This is a genomic window from [Clostridium] aminophilum (genome assembly GCF_900101295.1).
GTDB classification, from domain to species: Bacteria; Bacillota; Clostridia; order Lachnospirales; family Lachnospiraceae; genus Clostridium_R; species Clostridium_R aminophilum_A.
The window spans coordinates 37892-54911 of the sequence record NZ_FOIL01000018.1; the positions used below are offsets into that span (position 1 = coordinate 37892).

17 protein-coding genes are annotated in these 17020 nt (G+C 49.5%); 15 read left to right on the top strand and 2 right to left on the bottom strand.

Going from position 1 to position 17020, the window contains the following annotated elements:
* The first annotated feature begins 92 nt into the window (after positions 1-92).
* From yhbY to rsfS, 4 genes are read left to right on the top strand one after another with little or no spacing between them, the layout of a single operon-like run.
* The gene (gene yhbY / locus BMW41_RS06515; protein ID WP_031471457.1) at positions 93-389 is read left to right on the top strand and encodes a ribosome assembly RNA-binding protein YhbY; all 297 of its coding nucleotides are present in this window, start codon (positions 93-95) and stop codon (positions 387-389) included.
* Between the two features lie 5 nt (positions 390-394).
* The gene (gene nadD, locus BMW41_RS06520; protein WP_074649389.1) at positions 395-1018 is read left to right on the top strand and encodes a nicotinate-nucleotide adenylyltransferase; all 624 of its coding nucleotides are present in this window, start codon (positions 395-397) and stop codon (positions 1016-1018) included.
* Positions 1019-1027: 9 nt separating this feature from the next.
* Complete coding sequence (yqeK, locus tag BMW41_RS06525) at positions 1028-1618, top strand: bis(5'-nucleosyl)-tetraphosphatase (symmetrical) YqeK (protein WP_074649390.1); 591 nt, start codon at positions 1028-1030, stop codon at positions 1616-1618.
* Complete coding sequence (gene rsfS / locus BMW41_RS06530; RefSeq protein ID WP_330386950.1) at positions 1611-1970, top strand: ribosome silencing factor; 360 nt, start codon at positions 1611-1613, stop codon at positions 1968-1970. Before yqeK ends, rsfS begins: the two co-directional genes overlap by 8 nt.
* On the opposite strand, the gene purF is transcribed toward rsfS, so the two are convergent.
* Together purF and lexA are read right to left on the bottom strand one after the other, a co-directional pair.
* On the bottom strand, positions 1971-3398 hold the full coding sequence (gene purF / locus BMW41_RS06535; protein WP_074649391.1) for an amidophosphoribosyltransferase: 1428 nt from the start codon (positions 3396-3398) through the stop codon (positions 1971-1973).
* Positions 3399-3579: 181 nt separating this feature from the next.
* Positions 3580-4197: a transcriptional repressor LexA gene (lexA, locus tag BMW41_RS06540; RefSeq protein ID WP_074649392.1), complete on the bottom strand. Its 618-nt coding sequence runs from the start codon at positions 4195-4197 to the stop codon at positions 3580-3582.
* Positions 4198-4592: 395 nt separating this feature from the next.
* Between lexA and BMW41_RS14935 the strand changes: the two genes are divergently transcribed.
* From BMW41_RS14935 to BMW41_RS06595, 11 genes are all read left to right on the top strand, one after another.
* Positions 4593-5012 (top strand): LysM peptidoglycan-binding domain-containing protein, encoded by a 420-nt coding sequence (locus tag BMW41_RS14935; protein WP_242870302.1) that lies wholly within the window; start codon positions 4593-4595, stop codon positions 5010-5012.
* A 237-nt stretch (positions 5013-5249) separates the two neighbouring features.
* Entirely contained in the window at positions 5250-6812 is a 1563-nt protein-coding gene (locus BMW41_RS06550) for an ABC-F family ATP-binding cassette domain-containing protein (RefSeq protein WP_074649393.1), read from the top strand.
* A 456-nt stretch (positions 6813-7268) separates the two neighbouring features.
* On the top strand, positions 7269-8717 hold the full coding sequence (locus BMW41_RS06555) for an aminotransferase class I/II-fold pyridoxal phosphate-dependent enzyme (protein WP_074649394.1): 1449 nt from the start codon (positions 7269-7271) through the stop codon (positions 8715-8717).
* A 104-nt stretch (positions 8718-8821) separates the two neighbouring features.
* Complete coding sequence (speE, locus tag BMW41_RS06560) at positions 8822-9682, top strand: polyamine aminopropyltransferase (RefSeq protein ID WP_074649395.1); 861 nt, start codon at positions 8822-8824, stop codon at positions 9680-9682.
* Positions 9679-10941, top strand: coding sequence for a saccharopine dehydrogenase family protein (locus BMW41_RS06565; protein WP_074649396.1), 1263 nt, complete (start codon positions 9679-9681; stop codon positions 10939-10941). Before speE ends, BMW41_RS06565 begins: the two co-directional genes overlap by 4 nt.
* Positions 10942-11078: 137 nt before the next feature.
* The gene (gene nspC / locus BMW41_RS06570; protein WP_074649397.1) at positions 11079-12242 is read left to right on the top strand and encodes a carboxynorspermidine decarboxylase; all 1164 of its coding nucleotides are present in this window, start codon (positions 11079-11081) and stop codon (positions 12240-12242) included.
* A 95-nt stretch (positions 12243-12337) separates the two neighbouring features.
* Positions 12338-13459 carry an agmatine deiminase gene (aguA, locus tag BMW41_RS06575; RefSeq protein WP_074649398.1) on the top strand — a complete coding sequence of 374 codons (1122 nt, stop codon included), beginning with the start codon at positions 12338-12340 and terminating at the stop codon, positions 13457-13459.
* A gap of 149 nt (positions 13460-13608) precedes the next feature.
* Positions 13609-14472, top strand: coding sequence for an N-carbamoylputrescine amidase (gene aguB, locus BMW41_RS06580; RefSeq protein ID WP_074649399.1), 864 nt, complete (start codon positions 13609-13611; stop codon positions 14470-14472).
* Positions 14473-14634: 162 nt separating this feature from the next.
* Positions 14635-15132 (top strand): CinA family protein, encoded by a 498-nt coding sequence (locus BMW41_RS06585; protein ID WP_031471471.1) that lies wholly within the window; start codon positions 14635-14637, stop codon positions 15130-15132.
* 131 nt (positions 15133-15263) lie between these two features.
* A complete protein-coding gene (locus BMW41_RS06590; protein WP_177171179.1) occupies positions 15264-16244 on the top strand; it encodes a serine/threonine protein kinase in 981 nt (326 codons plus the stop codon).
* A 38-nt stretch (positions 16245-16282) separates the two neighbouring features.
* A complete protein-coding gene (locus BMW41_RS06595; protein WP_177171177.1) occupies positions 16283-16705 on the top strand; it encodes a hypothetical protein in 423 nt (140 codons plus the stop codon).
* Positions 16706-17020: the final 315 nt, after the last annotated feature.

Consider the following 17020-nt stretch of genomic DNA (forward strand, 5'->3'; position numbering starts at 1 on the left):
TGAGAATCATTTTTTCAAACTTTGATTGGCGGCTCAAACAGACAAACAAGATTGCCAGTTTGAGTCTGTGGGCAAAAAACGGAGGTTTTTCCATGACAAGCAAACAGAGATCCTATCTAAAGGGACTTGCAATGAACATTGAGCCGTCGTTCCAGATCGGCAAATCCAGTCTGACCCCGGAGTTTACCGAGGCTATCGCAGAGATTCTGGAAAAGAGAGAGCTCATTAAGATCAATATTCTGAAGAACTGTGCGGATGACGGCAATGTGCTCGCCCGGATGCTGTCCGAGCGCACCCGTTCCGAGGTGGTTCAGGTAATCGGAAGAAAGATCGTGCTCTATAAACCGGCAAAAGACGAGAAAAAGAGAAAAATCGTGCTTCCGGAGTAAATCACATGGCAAAAATCGGCATAATGGGGGGGACCTTTGATCCGATTCACGTCGGTCATCTGGTTCTGGCGGAACAGGCCTACCGCGAGTACGGTCTGGATCAGATCTGGTTCATGCCGTCCAAGATTCCGCCGCACAAAAAAGATCACCGCATCACGGACGAGGAGGATCGGACTGCCATGATTCGCGCAGCCATTGCCGACCGCCCGTATTTCCGTTGCTCGGACTATGAGCTGCGACGGGATGCGGAATATACTTACACGGCGGATACACTCCGGCTTCTCGCGGAAGACTATCCCGCGGATGAGTTTTATTTTATCGTCGGGGAGGATTCTGTCCGGCACATTGAAACCTGGTATCATCCGGATTATATTCTGAGCCATGTGCCGTTTCTGGCGGCCCAGCGCGAAGATGATGAGACACATGGACCGGAGACGGACGAACTGACGCCGCATATCCGGTATCTTGAGGCAAAATACGGCGCGAAGATTTCCGTCCTGCACTGCCGTGAGATCGATGTTTCGTCAGCCGAGATTCGCAGGCGGGTGGAAGAAGGACTGGATATTACCGGAATGGTACCGGAGAAGACGCTGGAATACATCGAAGGGCATCGGTTATACCGCGGGTGAGGGTTAAGGATGAATGATCATAATATAGAAATCCGGGAACGGTTAAAAAAGATTCTGAAGCCATCGCGCTATGAGCACACGCTGGGAGTCTGCTACACAGCCTGCGCGCTTGCGATGCGCTGGGGAGCGGATCTGAAAAAGGCGGAGACGGCAGGACTTCTCCATGACTGCGCGAAATGTTATGATAATTCCGCGATTGTTGAAGAATGCCGAAGACGGAAGATCGGGCTGACCGCGGATGAACTTGCCGCGCCGGCCGTCATCCACGCAAAACTTGGGGCCTGGAAGGCGGAACATGAATACGGGATCCATGATCCGGAGATTCTCTCCGCGATCGCAAATCACACGACGGGAAAACCCGGCATGTCGCTTCTCGATAAGATCGTCTATATTGCCGATTATATTGAACCGGGGCGCAAAATGCTGCCGCGGATGGAGGAATTCCGGGTGATGGCATTTACGGATCTGGACGAGGCATTTTATGAGATTCAGGAGAATATTCTGGATTATCTGAGGACCACCGGAAGTTTCATTGATTCAAACTCACTGGCATCATTTGAATACTGCAGAAAAGAAAAGGAGAACGCACTGCATGGCTGAAATGACAACGAAGGAATATGTAAAAATCGCGGTGGATGCACTGGAAGACAAAAAGGCAAATGATATCCGCATCATTGATATTCATGAGATCTCCGTGATAGCGGATTACTTTATCATCTGCGACGGCGCATCAGCCAGTCAGGTTCATGCACTTGCGGACAATCTGGAAGAAAAACTCGCGAAAGCGGGGAAAGGCGTCCATAAGACGGAAGGATACGGACAGGGAACGTGGATCCTCGAAGATTACGGGGATATTATCGTCCACATTTTCCAGACCGAAGAACGTGAATTCTACGATCTGGAGAGAATGTGGATGGATGGAAAAATGATCGGGGACGTAAAAGATCTCTGATCAGGTTGACTGTTCCAGATCCATACTGATATCGTGATCCGGAACGGTCATCGGATAAGATCCGGTGAAGCAGGCTCTGCAGATCGGCAGTCCGCCGGAGAGTTCGGAAAGCGCACTGACCGTCATATAACCAAGACTGTCTGCGCCGATCTCGCGGCGGATGTCCTCTACGGAGTGCTCATGTGCGATCAGGGACGAGGTTCCCGGAACGTCGGTTCCGAAGAAACACGGGTGAAGAAAAGGCGGTGAGGAGATTCTGACATGAACCTCCAGTGCACCGGCTTTTTTTAGATCCCGGATCAGATTCTTGATGGTGGTTCCGCGCACAATGGAGTCATCGACCAGCACGATCCGCTTTCCCCTGACGGCAGCCGGAATAACGCTGAGTTTGATCTTAACCGCGTTTTCCCGTTCTTTCTGGGTCGGCTTGATGAAGGTTCTTCCCACATAGCTGTTTTTGTGGAAAATGAAACCGAACGGAATTCCGGATTCCTGAGCATAGCCGTAGGCTGAGATCAGGCCCGAGTCCGGAACGCCGGCAATCAGATCGGCTTCTACCGGGTATTCCCTGGCAAGAAAACGTCCGCCGCGAAGTCTTGCGTCATAGACGCTCACTCCGTCGATGGTGCTGTCAAGGCGGGCAAAATAGATATATTCAAAGATACAGTGAGCGCGCTGGGACGGCTTTTCCTCCAGATAATCCGAGTGGACTCCGTCGTGGGAAATGATGACGATCTCACCCGGCTCGATATCGCGGATGAATTCGCCGCCGACGGATGTGATCGCGCAGCTCTCGGATGCGAGGATCCAGCCGGATCCTTTTTTGCCGAGACAGAGAGGTTTTAAGCCGTACGGATCGCGTACGCCGATCAGCTTTCGCGAACTGGTGACGGTGAGGGCATAAGCGCCGCGGATGGAAGCACAGGTCTTCTTGACAGCTTCCTCGGCAGAAGATGAGGTGACGCGGTTCTTGGCAACCAGACAGGCGATGACTTCCGAGTCGATGGTGGTCCGGAACAGGGTTCCACCCAGTTCCAGTTCGTGACGGAGTTCGGCGGCATTGATCAGATTGCCGTTGTGCGCAAGGCACAGCGTTCCCTTCAGGTATTTCATTACGAGCGGCTGTGTGTTGGCGAGGACGGAAGAACCGGTGGTGGAATAACGGACGTGTCCGATTCCAAGATTGCCTTTCAGTGCATTCAGGTTGGTCTCGTGAAAGACTTCATTGACTAAGCCGAGACCACGGTCGTAGCAGACATTGCCGGCAGGGCCCGAGGTGTCTGTGACGGCGATTCCGCAGGATTCCTGGCCGCGGTGCTGGAGCGCGGACAGCCCGTAATAGATGTCGGAGGCAACAGAACGCCCTTCGGGATCATAGATGCCGAAAACGCCGCATTCTTCGTGTACGCCCGTTAATGAAAATGACATAATAGGATCTCCTTTAAAAAGAAAACAACGGGTTTCACGTCACAAAGCATGTATGAAAACAATCCTGTGACATAAAAAAATAATACAGAAAAGGGCAGAATAATCCGACCGAGATCGGACCACGCTGCCCTTTTTTCGTATTCAAGTATAAACATCGATACGAAAGCGGTCAAGCAGAGAATTACTTCATCATGCGGAAGAGGCCGATGACTTTGCCGAGGATCCGGACATCCTTCACAATGATGGGATCCATGGTTGAATTCTCCGGTTGGAGACGGATATGACCGTTTTCTTTATAAAAACGTTTTACGGTTGCGCCGTCGTCGATCAGTGCCACAACAATCTCGCCGTTGGAGGCGGTGCCGGTCTGTTCGACAATCACACGGTCGCCGTTGTAGATTCCGGCGTCGATCATGCTTTCACCCTTTACGGTCAGCATAAAGGTTTTCTCATTTGGCAGGAACTCCGCCGGAATCGGAAAATAGTTTTCGATGTTTTCCTCGGCGAGGATCGGAGCTCCGGCTGCAACCGTTCCGACGATCGGCACATTGACAACCTCACGGCGGGTCAGATTGAAATCATCATCGACAATCTCGATTGCACGCGGTTTCGACGGGTCACGGCGGATCCGGCCCTGCTTCTCAAGCTGTTCAAGATGAGAGTGAACGGATGATGTGGAACGGAGACCGACTTTTTCGCCGATCTCGCGGACCGTCGGAGGATAACCTTTGCTGAGAAGGTTATCTTTGATATATTCCAATATTTCTTCCTGTTTCAGAAGAGCTTTTCCTCTGCTCATATGTAATACCTCACTTTCGGCATAGGAACCGATCGTTTCAGATCCTGTGATCGAAATTCTGTTCGTTTCTATCCTATCACAGATTCTCTCTTTTTACAAACGGCTGTTCGGTAATATTTCCGCCGGTCCGGAAAAAATGCCGGCCGGTATTGCTTTGGATGAATATGGCTGACAGAACATTCGGAAAATCCGGATGGAACCCTGGGAACAAATGTTCGAAAATCTTATTGACAAACAAATGTTCGGGAATTATAATGATGCCATGAGGAACAAATGTTCGAGACAATTGTTCGGGGCAGATGTTTGAGATGGATGTGCGGAACGATTGTCCGGAAATGATTGTTTGAAAATGATTTGCGGCCGGCTGGAAGAGCGGCAGAACAGGGAGGCAGGTTATGGAAGCATCGGTTCGTCTTTTGGCAGACAGGAATTCGGACAGAGAAGAGGTGAAAGATTCGAAGTTTCGCCGGTATATCCGTAGGAACATCCGTGTCCGTCAGGCCTGCAGAATCCGCAGGCAGAAGAGACACCGCGTCCAGTTTTTTGCCCTGATGATTCTGACCGCAGTAGCATCTTTGGTGATCGGGATCGGCCGGATTGAGACAGAAGCGTACCACAACACTTCGAATCTGAAGAAGTATTATACCAGCGTTCAACTTCAGGATGGTGATACTCTGTGGTCTCTTGCGCGAAAGTATAATGTTAATACGAACATCAGTCATCATGACTATATTGATGAGATCCGGAGGATGAATCAGATGGAGGGGACGACAGTTCACCGGGGGCATTATCTCACGGTGTTCTATTACCAGTGAATTCTTCCCTCTCTTTTTTCTCGGTTTTTGTTGCGCTGTTCTTGTTCTTTCCTGTATAATGCCATGGCGGCTGTCTGGATCGTGCCGCTTTGACACGGAGGTATTTTCGCCGGATGAGGCATCGCGGTTTATCGGTTATTCTGCGATATGCGTGGGTTCCGGCGGGATTCGCGGTGAAACTTCCGTCATACGTATGGTTTGTTTCCCGCATAGACTGCAATCAGGGAGAAAAAGTGAATGAGCATATTAAATGTAGAACATCTGACACACGGGTTCGGAGACCGGCAGATATTTAATGATGTTTCTTTCCGCCTGCTGAAAGGGGAACATATCGGTCTTGTCGGCGCAAACGGAGAAGGAAAATCGACCTTCATGAGCGTTGTGACCGGAAAGATGCAGCCGGAGGAAGGAAAAGTCGAGTGGTCCAAGCATGTGAAGGCCGGATATCTGGATCAGCATGCTGTTCTGGAGCAGGGGAACACCGTCCGGGATATCCTCCGCAAGGCTTTTGATTCTCTGTTCGATATGGAACGGGAGATGAACGGACTCTACGAGAAGATGGCAGATCCGGAAGTCTCCGAGGACGAGATGAACGCGATGATGGAAGAAGCGGGGCTTCTTCAGGATCTTCTGTCAGCTCACGATTTCTACATGATCGATGTTAAGATAGAGGAAGTGGCAAGAGCCCTCGGTCTTCTCGATCTCGGTCTGGACCGTGATGTCACGGAGCTTTCCGGAGGACAGAGAACAAAAGTTCTTCTTGCCAAACTTCTCCTGGAAAAACCGGACATTCTTCTTCTGGATGAGCCGACAAACTATCTGGATCAGGAACATATTGCATGGCTTCAGAGATATCTCCAGGAATATGAGAACGCCTTTATTCTGATCTCCCATGACATTCCGTTCCTGAACAGTGTGGTCAACATCATCTATCATATGAACAACTGCGAGTTGAACCGCTACGTGGGAGATTACGATCATTTTAAGGAAGTATTTGCCGTACAGCAGGCACAGATGGAGGCGGCCTACAACCGTCAGCAGCAGGAAATCGCCGATTTGAAAGACTTTGTCGCAAGAAATAAGGCGAGAGTTGCGACCCGTAATATGGCAATGTCCCGGCAGAAAAAACTTGACAAGATGGAGCTGATTGAACTTGCGGCGGAGAAACCGAAGCCGGAATTCCGATTCCAGACCTCCCGTACGCCGGGAAGAATTCTTTTTGAGACAAAGGGCCTTGTGATCGGTTATGAGGCGCCCCTCTCAAAACCGATTGACTTTACGATGGAGCGCAAGGAGAAATTGGTGCTCACCGGTGCGAACGGTATCGGTAAGACGACGCTGTTGAAGAGTCTTCTGGGACTGATCCGTCCGCTGAAGGGCGGGATCGAGAAGGATCCCTATATGGAGATCGGTTATTTTGAGCAGGAGATGTCTCAGGATATTGAGACGACCTGTCTGGAGGAGATCTGGAATGAGTTTCCGTCATGGAATCAGGCAGAGATCCGTGCAGCTCTTGCGAAGTGCGGTCTGACAACCAAGCATATCGAGAGCCGCGTCAAGGTTCTTTCCGGAGGAGAGCAGGCGAAGGTTCGTCTGTGTAAGCTGATGAACCGTCCTTCCAATATTCTGGTTCTGGACGAGCCGACCAATCATCTGGATGTCGACGCGAAAGACGAACTGAAGAGAGCGCTGAAGGAGTACAACGGAAGTATCCTGATGGTTTGTCATGAACCGGATTTCTATGAGGGACTGGCGACCAGAGTGATTGACTGTTCGGAATGGACCACAAAGCTTGTCTGAGACATACCGGATAACGGACACTATTCTGTTGACGATACAGCACAGAAATGATACTATTTCTTTTGTAGCAGTAAACAATGATGTGGGTTTGCCCACGTCGAAGTTTTTATTGATTAAGTTGTTGGCTGATGACAAATTCCGGCCAACCCTGAACGGGATATTCGTTTCAGGAGGACTCAAATTTTATAAGGATAGGAATCCTATAGAACGGTCAATAAGAGCAGTCGGCACCATCGCATGCAGGACACTCAGAATGCGATATCTGTTTACTATTACAGAAGAATGCACAAGCAGACCGCGAGTTTCGGTCTGCTTTTTTTCATGGGATTTTCTTCGGAAATCCCTATGAAACAAAACCTCAGGATTGAGGGGATGGGGATTCAAAGTCCCCTTGCGGACTTTGTTCTGTAATATGAAGTGGACGTGTCCGCTTTGTTTTTTGTGGGGGAAAAGGAAATGGATCTTATCGCTCAGCGCTCGGCACCGATTCTCGATGCCATGAGAGAACTCAGAAAAAGAAGAATTGTTCCGTTTGATGTGCCGGGACATAAGAGGGGACGCGGAAATCCCGAGCTTCTGGATTTTTTGGGGGAAAAATGCGTTGGAATCGATGTCAATTCGATGAAAATGCTGGACAATCTTGGCCATCCGATCTCCGTGATCCGGGAAGCAGAGGATCTGCTGGCGGATGCGTTCGGTGCAAATCATGCATTCCTGATGGTTGGCGGAACGACCAGCGCCGTTCAGGCGATGATCTTTACCAACATCCGGGAAGGGGAAGAAGTCCTTCTTCCGAGAAACGTACATAAGAGTGTGATCAATGCGCTGGTTTTGTGCGGGGGTATTCCGGTTTACGTTCCGGTTCAGGTTAATCCAAAGATCGGCATTGCAACCGGTATGGAACTGGAGGAAGTCCGAAAAGCAATGGATGCCCATCCGGATGCCAAAGCGATTCTGGTCAATAATCCGACCTACTACGGAATCGCTTCCGATCTGAAGGGAATCGTTGAACTTGCCCATGCAAGGGGAATTAAGGTTCTGGCGGATGAAGCCCATGGCACTCATCTGTACTTTGGAGAAAATCTTCCGATTTCCGGTATGGCGGCCGGCGCGGATATGGCGGCGGTATCCATGCACAAATCCGGCGGCAGTCTGACCCAGAGTTCCGTTCTTCTCACCGGACCGAACATCGATCCGGAGTATGTGCGTCAGATCATCAATCTGACCCAGACTACGAGTGCATCGTATCTGCTCATGGTTTCACTGGATATTTCCAGAAGAAATCTTGCCCTCCATGGCCGCGAGTCCTTCGGTAAAGTGTTTGGAATGGCGGAATATGCCCGTTCCGAGATCAACGAGATCGGCGGATATTACGCCTACGGCAGGGAACTCGTAAACGGAAAAGATGTCTATGATTTTGATGTGACAAAACTCTCGGTATACACGCAGGGAATCGGTCTGACCGGTATTGAGGTCTATGACCTGCTTCGTGATGAATATGACATTCAGATCGAGTTCGGCGATATCGGCAATATTCTGGCGTATATTTCCATCGGCGACCGTCTTCAGGATATCGAGCGTCTTGTCGGTGCGATGGAAGACATCAAAGAGCGGTACGGCAAAGACTCCACGGACCTTTACTGTGGGGATTTCATCAGTCCGGAGCTCGTGGTGAATCCGAAAGAAGCGTTTTATGCGGATAAAGTCCAGCTGCCGCTTCAGGAATCCATCGGCCGGATCTGCGCAGAGATTGTCATGTGTTATCCGCCGGGGATTCCGATTCTGACACCGGGTGAGCGGATCACTCCGGAGATTGTGGAATATATCGAGTTCTCCAGAGAACGGGGCTGTTCTCTGCAGGGAACGATGGATCCGGAATGCCGGAAACTCAATGTGATCCGATAAGAACGGTTCGGACAGGAAGAAGAGGGAACGTTTGAAAGTAAGCGTTCAGACGTTGATTGGAGGCTCAGACAGACTGGCAAGACTGCCTGAGGCTGGAGGATAAAATGGAATTCTGGTTTTCGCAGCTTGACACCGAGAATGTCAAGACAACGGTCCGGGTTGAAAAACAGCTGTTTTCCGGGCAGAGTGATTATCAGCGGATTGATGTATTTCAGTCCGATGAATATGGAAAAATGATTGTTTTGGACGGCGACATTGTTTTTTCGGAAGCAGACGAGTTTATCTATAACGAGATGGTTGTTCATGTACCGATGGCTGTCCATCCGAATGTAAAGAACGTGTTGATCATCGGCGGCGGCGACGGCGGCGTCGCAAAGGTACTGACACAGTATCCGGAGATTGAATCCATCGATGTGGTGGAACCGGATGAGATGTTTATCTCGGTTTCCAGAGAGTTCTTTCCGGAAACCGCCAAAGGGTTTGACGACAGTCGGGTGAATATCATCAATATGGACGGACTTCGTTACCTTCGCCGATGCGCGGATAAATACGATCTGATCATCAACGATTCGACGGATCCTTTCGGCCACACCGAGGGACTGTTTACCAGGGAATTTTACGGAAACTGCAGCCGTGCCCTCCACGCTGACGGCGTGATGGTCTATCAGCACGGAAGTCCATTCTATGATGAGGACGAGGCGGCATTTCGGGCGATGCATCGGAAAGCATTCCGCAGTTTCCCCATCAGCAGAGTCTATCAGGCGAGCATTCCGACCTGTCCGGCGGGATACTGGATGTTTGGATTTGCCTCGAAGAAATATCATCCGCTTCGTGATTTTGATCCGAAGCGATGGAATGCACGCGGGTTAAAAACCTGGTATTATACAACAAATCTTCATCAGGGAGCATTTATGCTTCCGAAATACGTAGAGGACATTTTGTCAGAGGAGGAACATAGAGGATGAGCAGAATTTTAGTGATCGGATGCGGCGGTGTTGCGCAGGTGGCAATTCAGAAAGCATGTCAGAACGATGAGGTCTTCACGGAACTGATGATTGCAAGCCGTACGTTATCCAAGTGCGACGAGTTAAAGGATAAGATTGAAAAGAGCGGATCCAGAACGAAGGTTACGACCGCAAAGGTGGATGCGGACAACACAGAGGAACTGGTCAAACTCATCCGTTCCTATCAGCCGGAAGCAGTTCTCAATGTTGCGCTTCCGTATCAGGATCTGACGATTATGGATGCCTGCCTGGAGACCGGCGTTCACTACATTGATACCGCAAACTATGAGCCGGAAGATACCGAGGATCCGACCTGGCGTCCGATCTATGAGAAGAGATGCAAAGAAAAGGGATTCTCCGCTTATTTTGACTATTCCTGGCAGTGGGCATATGAGGAGCGTTTTAAAAAGGCCGGTCTCACCGCACTTCTCGGAACCGGTTTTGATCCGGGTGTGACTTCCGTGTTTGCGGCATATGCAAAGAAACACTATTTTGACACCATTGACACCATTGATATTCTGGACTGCAACGGCGGCGATCACGGATACGCGTTTGCCACCAACTTCAATCCGGAAATCAATCTGCGTGAAGTTTCCGCACCGGGTTCCTACATGGAGAACGGCAAATGGATTGAGATCCCGGCGATGAGTATTCATCGCGAGTATGATTTCGAGGGTGTGGGGAAGAAGGATATGTACCTTCTTCATCACGAGGAGATTGAGGCACTGGGAAGAAATATGCCGGAGGTAAAGCGCATCCGTTTCTTCATGACCTTTGGTCAGAGTTATCTGGATCATATGCGCTGTCTGGAAGATGTCGGCATGCTTTCCACTGAGCCGGTGAATTTCAACGGTACGGAGATTGTCCCGATTCAGTTCCTGAAGGAGCTTCTTCCGGATCCGGCTTCTCTCGGCCCGCGCACAAAGGGAAAGACCAACATCGGCTGCATTTTCACCGGCAAAAAAGATGGAAAAGAGAGAAGCATTTACATCTACAACGTATGTGATCATCAGGAGTGCTACCGCGAGGTCGGCTCTCAGGCGATTTCCTATACCACCGGTGTTCCGGCGATGATCGGAACCATGCTGGTTGCAAACGGTCTGTGGAGAAAACCGGGTGTGTTTACCACCGACGAGTTTGATCCGGATCCTTACATGGAGGCACTGAACAAATGGGGTCTCCCGTGGAAGGTTGTCGAAAATCCGACTCTCGTAGACTGATCCGGGGAAAATGCGGTTGAGCTGCGGCAGATTCGAAGGAAAAAGTCCACGGCCGCGAGATCGTCGTGTCACAGATTCAGCGATACGATGTATGAAATGTAACGGTTATAAGAGATAATATACGAGGAGACAGAAGAATGGATATTTGCAGGATTCCGACACCGGCCTATGTAATCGACGAGAAGAAAATGAAGGAGAATCTCGAGATTCTGCGGGATACCGCCGATCAGGCCGGCTGTAAAATTCTGCTTGCCCAGAAGGCGTTTTCCGGTTTCTGTGAGTATCCGCTGATCGCCCGGTATCTTGCCGGTGCGACCGCCAGCAGTCTTCACGAGGCGAAGCTCGGGCATGAGGAGATGGGAAAAGAAAACCATATCTTTTCCTGCGCATACCGGCCGGAGGAAATCCGGGAGATTGCGGAAATCTGCGATCATATTGTGGTAAATTCCTATTCGCAGCTTGAGAAATACGGAGAGACGATAGCATCTCTTCATCCGGCAGGACACACCGGCATCGGTCTCCGGATCAATCCGGAGTGTTCCACGCAGACGGACCATGCAATTTATGATCCGTGTGCGCCGGGATCCCGGTTCGGAGTGACGTCCATACGGCTGAAAGAGGCGATCCGGCGGAATCCTGAGGCCTGGAAGTATGTGGAAGGAATTCATTTTCACACACTGTGCGAACAGAATTCCGATGATCTGGAGACAACGCTTCAGGCGGTCGAAGACAAGTTCGGTGATATTCTTTCACAGCCGCAGATCCGCTGGCTCAACATGGGCGGCGGTCATCACATTACGCGGCCGGATTATGACCGGCAGCGTCTGATCCGGCTGGTTCGTCATATGAAAGAAACATACCGTGTCGAAGTTTATCTCGAACCGGGAGAAGCGATTGCGCTGAATGCAGGATATCTTGTTACCGAGGTGATGGATCAGGTGGAAAACGGGATCACGACGCTGATTTTGGATGCATCCGCCGCCTGCCATATGCCGGATGTGATTGAGATGCCGTACCGGCCGCCGCTGCGGGATTCGGGTGAACCGGACGAAAAGGCTTTCACCTATCGTCTGTCTTCCTGTACCTGCCTTTCCGGTGACATCATCGGAGATTATTCCTTTGACCATGAGGTGAAAGAGGGAGAGCGGCTTTATTTTGAGGATATGGCGATCTATTCGATGGTGAAAAACAATACGTTTAACGGCATCGGTCTGCCATCTATTTGGGCGATGGATGAAAGCGGAGACTGCCGTCTCATCCGCAGATTCGGATATGAAGATTTTAAGAACCGTCTATCCTGAGAATAGCGCAGGAGATAATTTGAACGTTAATTAAATTATTTGAGTGATCGGACGGAACCATTTTTTTAAATGGTTGAGAAGGAAAAAAGTCAGATATGCTTATACAAAATAAAATGCCGGCGGATGACGGGTTCCGCATGCCGGCGGAATATGAAAACCATCGTGGTACGGTTCTGATTTGGCCGGTTCGTCCGGGATCCTGGCCGTATGACGGAAAGGACGCACAGAAGGTCTTTGCGGGGATTGCACATGAGCTCTCCCGTTTCGAGGAAGTATGGGTTCTGGCCGATGGGGAGCATCGTGAACAGGCGGAACGTCTTCTGGATTCGGTTTACTACCCGATTCATGTACTGACAATACCCACCGATGACAGTTGGGCGCGGGACGTCGGCCCGACTTGCGTCGTGAATGCCGAGGGTACGGTTCGCGGAATCGACTGGCGGTTTAATGCGTGGGGCGGCGAATACAACGGTCTGTATGCTTCCTGGGAGAGAGATAATGCAGCAGCCCGTTCGATCTGCGAAGCGCTGAATATCGACTGTTATGACGCGCAGGACTTTGTTCTGGAGGGAGGTTCCATCCACACCGACGGCGAAGGTACCGTTGTCGTGACGGAGGAATGTCTTCTCAGTCCTGGACGGAATCCGGAACTGACACGGGGAAAGATTACGGAACGTCTGAAGAAGATGCTGAATGCGGAAAAGGTCATCTGGCTTCCGAGCGGAATCTATCATGATGAGACAGATGGGCATGTGGATAATATCTTTGCGTTTACCGCACCGGGAGAGGCAGTTCTTGCCTGGACCGATGACCCGGAGGATCCGCAGTACGAACTCAGTAAGCGGGATCTGGACGTGCTGGAAAAAGAGACGGACGCGATGGGACGAAGAATCCGGGTTCATAAACTTCTGATTCCCAAAGAGCCGGTTCGTATCGGCGAAGAAGACCTGAGAGGACTTCAGGCGGAACCGGGAGAAGACGAGCGGGAAGTTGGAGAACGTCTTGCGGCAAGCTATGTAAATTTTTATGTAGGAAACGGCTGTGTTCTTGTTCCGCAGTTTGGGGATGAGAATGACGTCAGCGCATGTGAACTTTTGAAGCAGCTTTTTCCGGGACGGGAAGTGATTCCGGTTCCGGCGAGAGCGATTATTGTCGGAGGCGGCAATATTCACTGCATCACCCAGCAGATTCCGGGAACTCCCGGACAGGGCGCCTGATTCCGGACCGTCTCATGTATCCCATATAAATTACGGCGTACATGAGACGGATACTGCGAAGTTCGAATAAGATGGATGCGGCGGGTTTTGGCTGGCGGCGGCTATGCCGGAAGCTGTGCAGATCTGTGAAAACGGTGGGAGAAACGAAGATGAGAAATATAACAATCGGAACGGTTCAGATGTCGATGACCGCTTCTCCGGAGGAAAACATTGAAAAAGCGGATCAGCTGACCAGAAAGGCAGCTTCTTCCGGCGCGCAGGTCATCCTGCTGCCGGAACTCTTTGAGCGCCCGTATTTCTGCCAGGAAAGACGATACGAATATTATGCGTTTGCGTCTCCTGTTCAGGATAATGCCGCTGTGAGGCATTTTCAAAAAGTATGCAAAGACCTCCATGTGGCGATGCCGATCAGTTTCTACGAAAAGGACGGAACGGTGCTCTACAACAGCATTGCAATGATCGGGACCGATGGTGAAATTATGGGTGTCTACCGGAAAACGCATATTCCGGATGACCATTTCTATCAGGAGAAGTTCTATTTTACGCCGGGCGACACCGGTTACAGAGTCTGGAAGACAGAGTTCGGCACCATCGGTGTCGGAATCTGCTGGGATCAGTGGTTCCCGGAGCCGGCAAGGAAGATGGCGCTCCTTGGCGCAGAAGTGCTGCTGTATCCGACGGCAATCGGTTCGGAGCCGGTTCTCGAAACGGACAGCATGCCGCACTGGAGAAGATGTATGCAGGGACATTCCGGCAGCAATCTGATGCCGGTGGCGGCAGCAAACCGCATCGGACTGGAGCATGTAACTCCGTGTCCGGAGAACAATATGCAGGATTCTTCTCTCCAATTCTACGGTTCATCCTTTATTACGGATCAGACCGGTGCGATCGTTCGGGACGGCAGCCGGGATAAGGAAGAAGTTTTGACCGCCTCCTATGATCTGGATGAGTTGGAAGACTTTCGTATGTCCTGGGGGGTGTTTCGTGACCGTCGGCCGGAATATGACGGATAATACGGAGCAAGACGCGAAAATCAAGAGGCAGAGAGGATGTTTTTTTCGGTGAATAGGAAATGCATGTTTGCTGTGTTTGCGGCAGGATGTATTTGTGCTGTCGGTTGCGGGACCGCAGCCAGGCAGACCCCAGCGGAAACGGCAGGAAAAGAAGAGGATCAAATGCTCGATTATGATAAGGTTCGAAAAAAATATGACATTCTTGTCCGTGAGCTGATTGAAAAACAAATTACGATCACAACAATGGAAAGCTGTACTTCCGGGCAGATTGCGTCTCTGCTTACGGACACGGAAGGGGCCTCCGCGATTATGAAGGGTGCATTTGTCACATACAGCAATGAGGCGAAAATCCGTCAGGGTGTTCCAGCGGAGGTCATTGACCGATATGGTGTCTATTCAAAGGAGACCGCGTCGGAAATGGCCAGGGTATGCCGCGACTTCTATGGAACCGATATCGGGATCGGCGTGACGGGAAGCTTCGGGAACACGGATCCGAACAACCCGGACAGTGTTCCGGGGAAAGTGTATTTTGCGATTGCAACAGGAGAGCAGACGGAAGGCTATGATTGCAAGGTTCCGCCGCAGCCGACAAGACTGGCGTATAAGCTGTATATGGCGGATATCATTGCGGATGAACTGATACGAAAGATAAAAAAATGAATTCTGCGTCGACTCAAAAGATAAAATATGTGGATCCGTCTGCTTTTTCTTCGGAAAAAGAAGAGGGATCCTTTGATTATTGCACACGCTGTTTTGCCTCGCTTTTGCTTCAGAAGGGATTCGATCCCAGCATGAATTACTGGGTTTGCAAAGGCTGTGGTCAGATGCTGATCAATCCTGACATTGAAACGGAATCGGACATTGTCTGGTGTTGTGATCAATGCGGTGAACCCATGAATGATCAGCCTGGTTTTGATGAAACGCTCGGCCAGTGGAAATGTATATTCTGTGGATATGAAAACAAACTCGATCAGAGAGAAATATACGTTACGGAAGAAGAATTCCTGGCAGAAAAAAACAATCCGTACAAGGGAATGACGGATGATGAGGTATTGATGCTGTCGGTTTATACCGATGAGGAACCTCTTGCCGGAAGAGACGACATTTCTCTTGTATATAACAGGGAGCAGGGTATCATCTATGTTAAGAAGTTCCTTCGGATTTATGATAAAAGCGTGTATCAGTACCTGAAAGAGCATCCGGTAGCACATATGCCGCGGATTGTGGAACTATATGAAGGAGATAATGGATTAATCGTTATTGAGGAGTATATTCATGGGATTACTCTGGAAGAACTTCTGAAGGACAAGCTGATATCTCCAAAACACGCGATAGATATTGTAAAGAGAATTTGCGAGATTTTGGATTCACTGCATCATCTGCCGACCCCGATTGTACATCGTGATGTCAAACCGTCGAACATTATTCTTTCATTTGATGCGGAGGTTTATCTGCTGGATATGAATGCGGCAAAATGGTATAAACCGGATCAGTCAGAGGATACGCGTTATCTTGGAACCGAGAACTACGCTGCACCGGAACAGGTCGGATACGGATTGTCCGGTTCCTGTGAGAAATCGGATATCTATGCTGTAGGTATGTTGTTAAATGTGATGCTTACGGGTACATTTCCAAAAGAGAAGAAGGCATCCGGAAAAATATGGGATGTTATTGAGCGGTGTATCCGATTGGATGCAGACCAGCGGTTTACAGCAAGAGAAGTAATTGAGGCACTAGAGGCATTGGATGTAACGGAAGTAATCGAGGAATAGACTTGAAGAAAGACAAATCCACGGATGAATTAAACCGAATGTTGGAAAAGATGAGACCGGAGCAGTTAAACGACTATCTGATAATTCATCGAAGAGATCTGATTGATGAGAAGAAAGCCTTTTATTATTATATGAAATATGTTTTCGATGAGAGAAAGATTTCCTTGAAAGACATATACATTGCGTCCGGTGTTTCGGAATCCTATGGCGGACAGATTCTGAGAATGGAAAAACATACCGAAAACCGGGATCTGATTCTGCGTTTCTGTCTTGCCGGCAAATTTGACTTGAAGGAGACGAACCGGGCATTGAAATTATACGGCTTTCGGGAATTGTATTCGAAAGATGTGCGGGATGCCTGTCTCATTGTCGCAATCAGCAACCGCATTTTTGATTTTGCGGCGATTGATGAGGTACTGACGGAGCGTAACCAAAAAAAGATTTCCTGTGATATGGAATAATATTTTTAAGAGATTCTCACCGATTCGGTCAATGTCATTAAGTTAAGGTGACAAAATCAAAGATCTCAGTATTAGAAATAATACTGGGGTCTTTTTTTTATATAAACACTTGACACAAAAATCAAAATGTGCGGCCGCTTTCGCTATTGAATGATAATGATGTAGCGAAAGCGGCCCTTGTAATTAAGGGAATCTTGATTGCAAGGAGGTCGCATATGAAACCTAAACATCTTAAAAAACTTCTATTATCTGAGATAAAAGCTGTTTCTGAAAAATTAAATGAGTATTGTGTTTCGTCTGGCAAAGATTTCACTA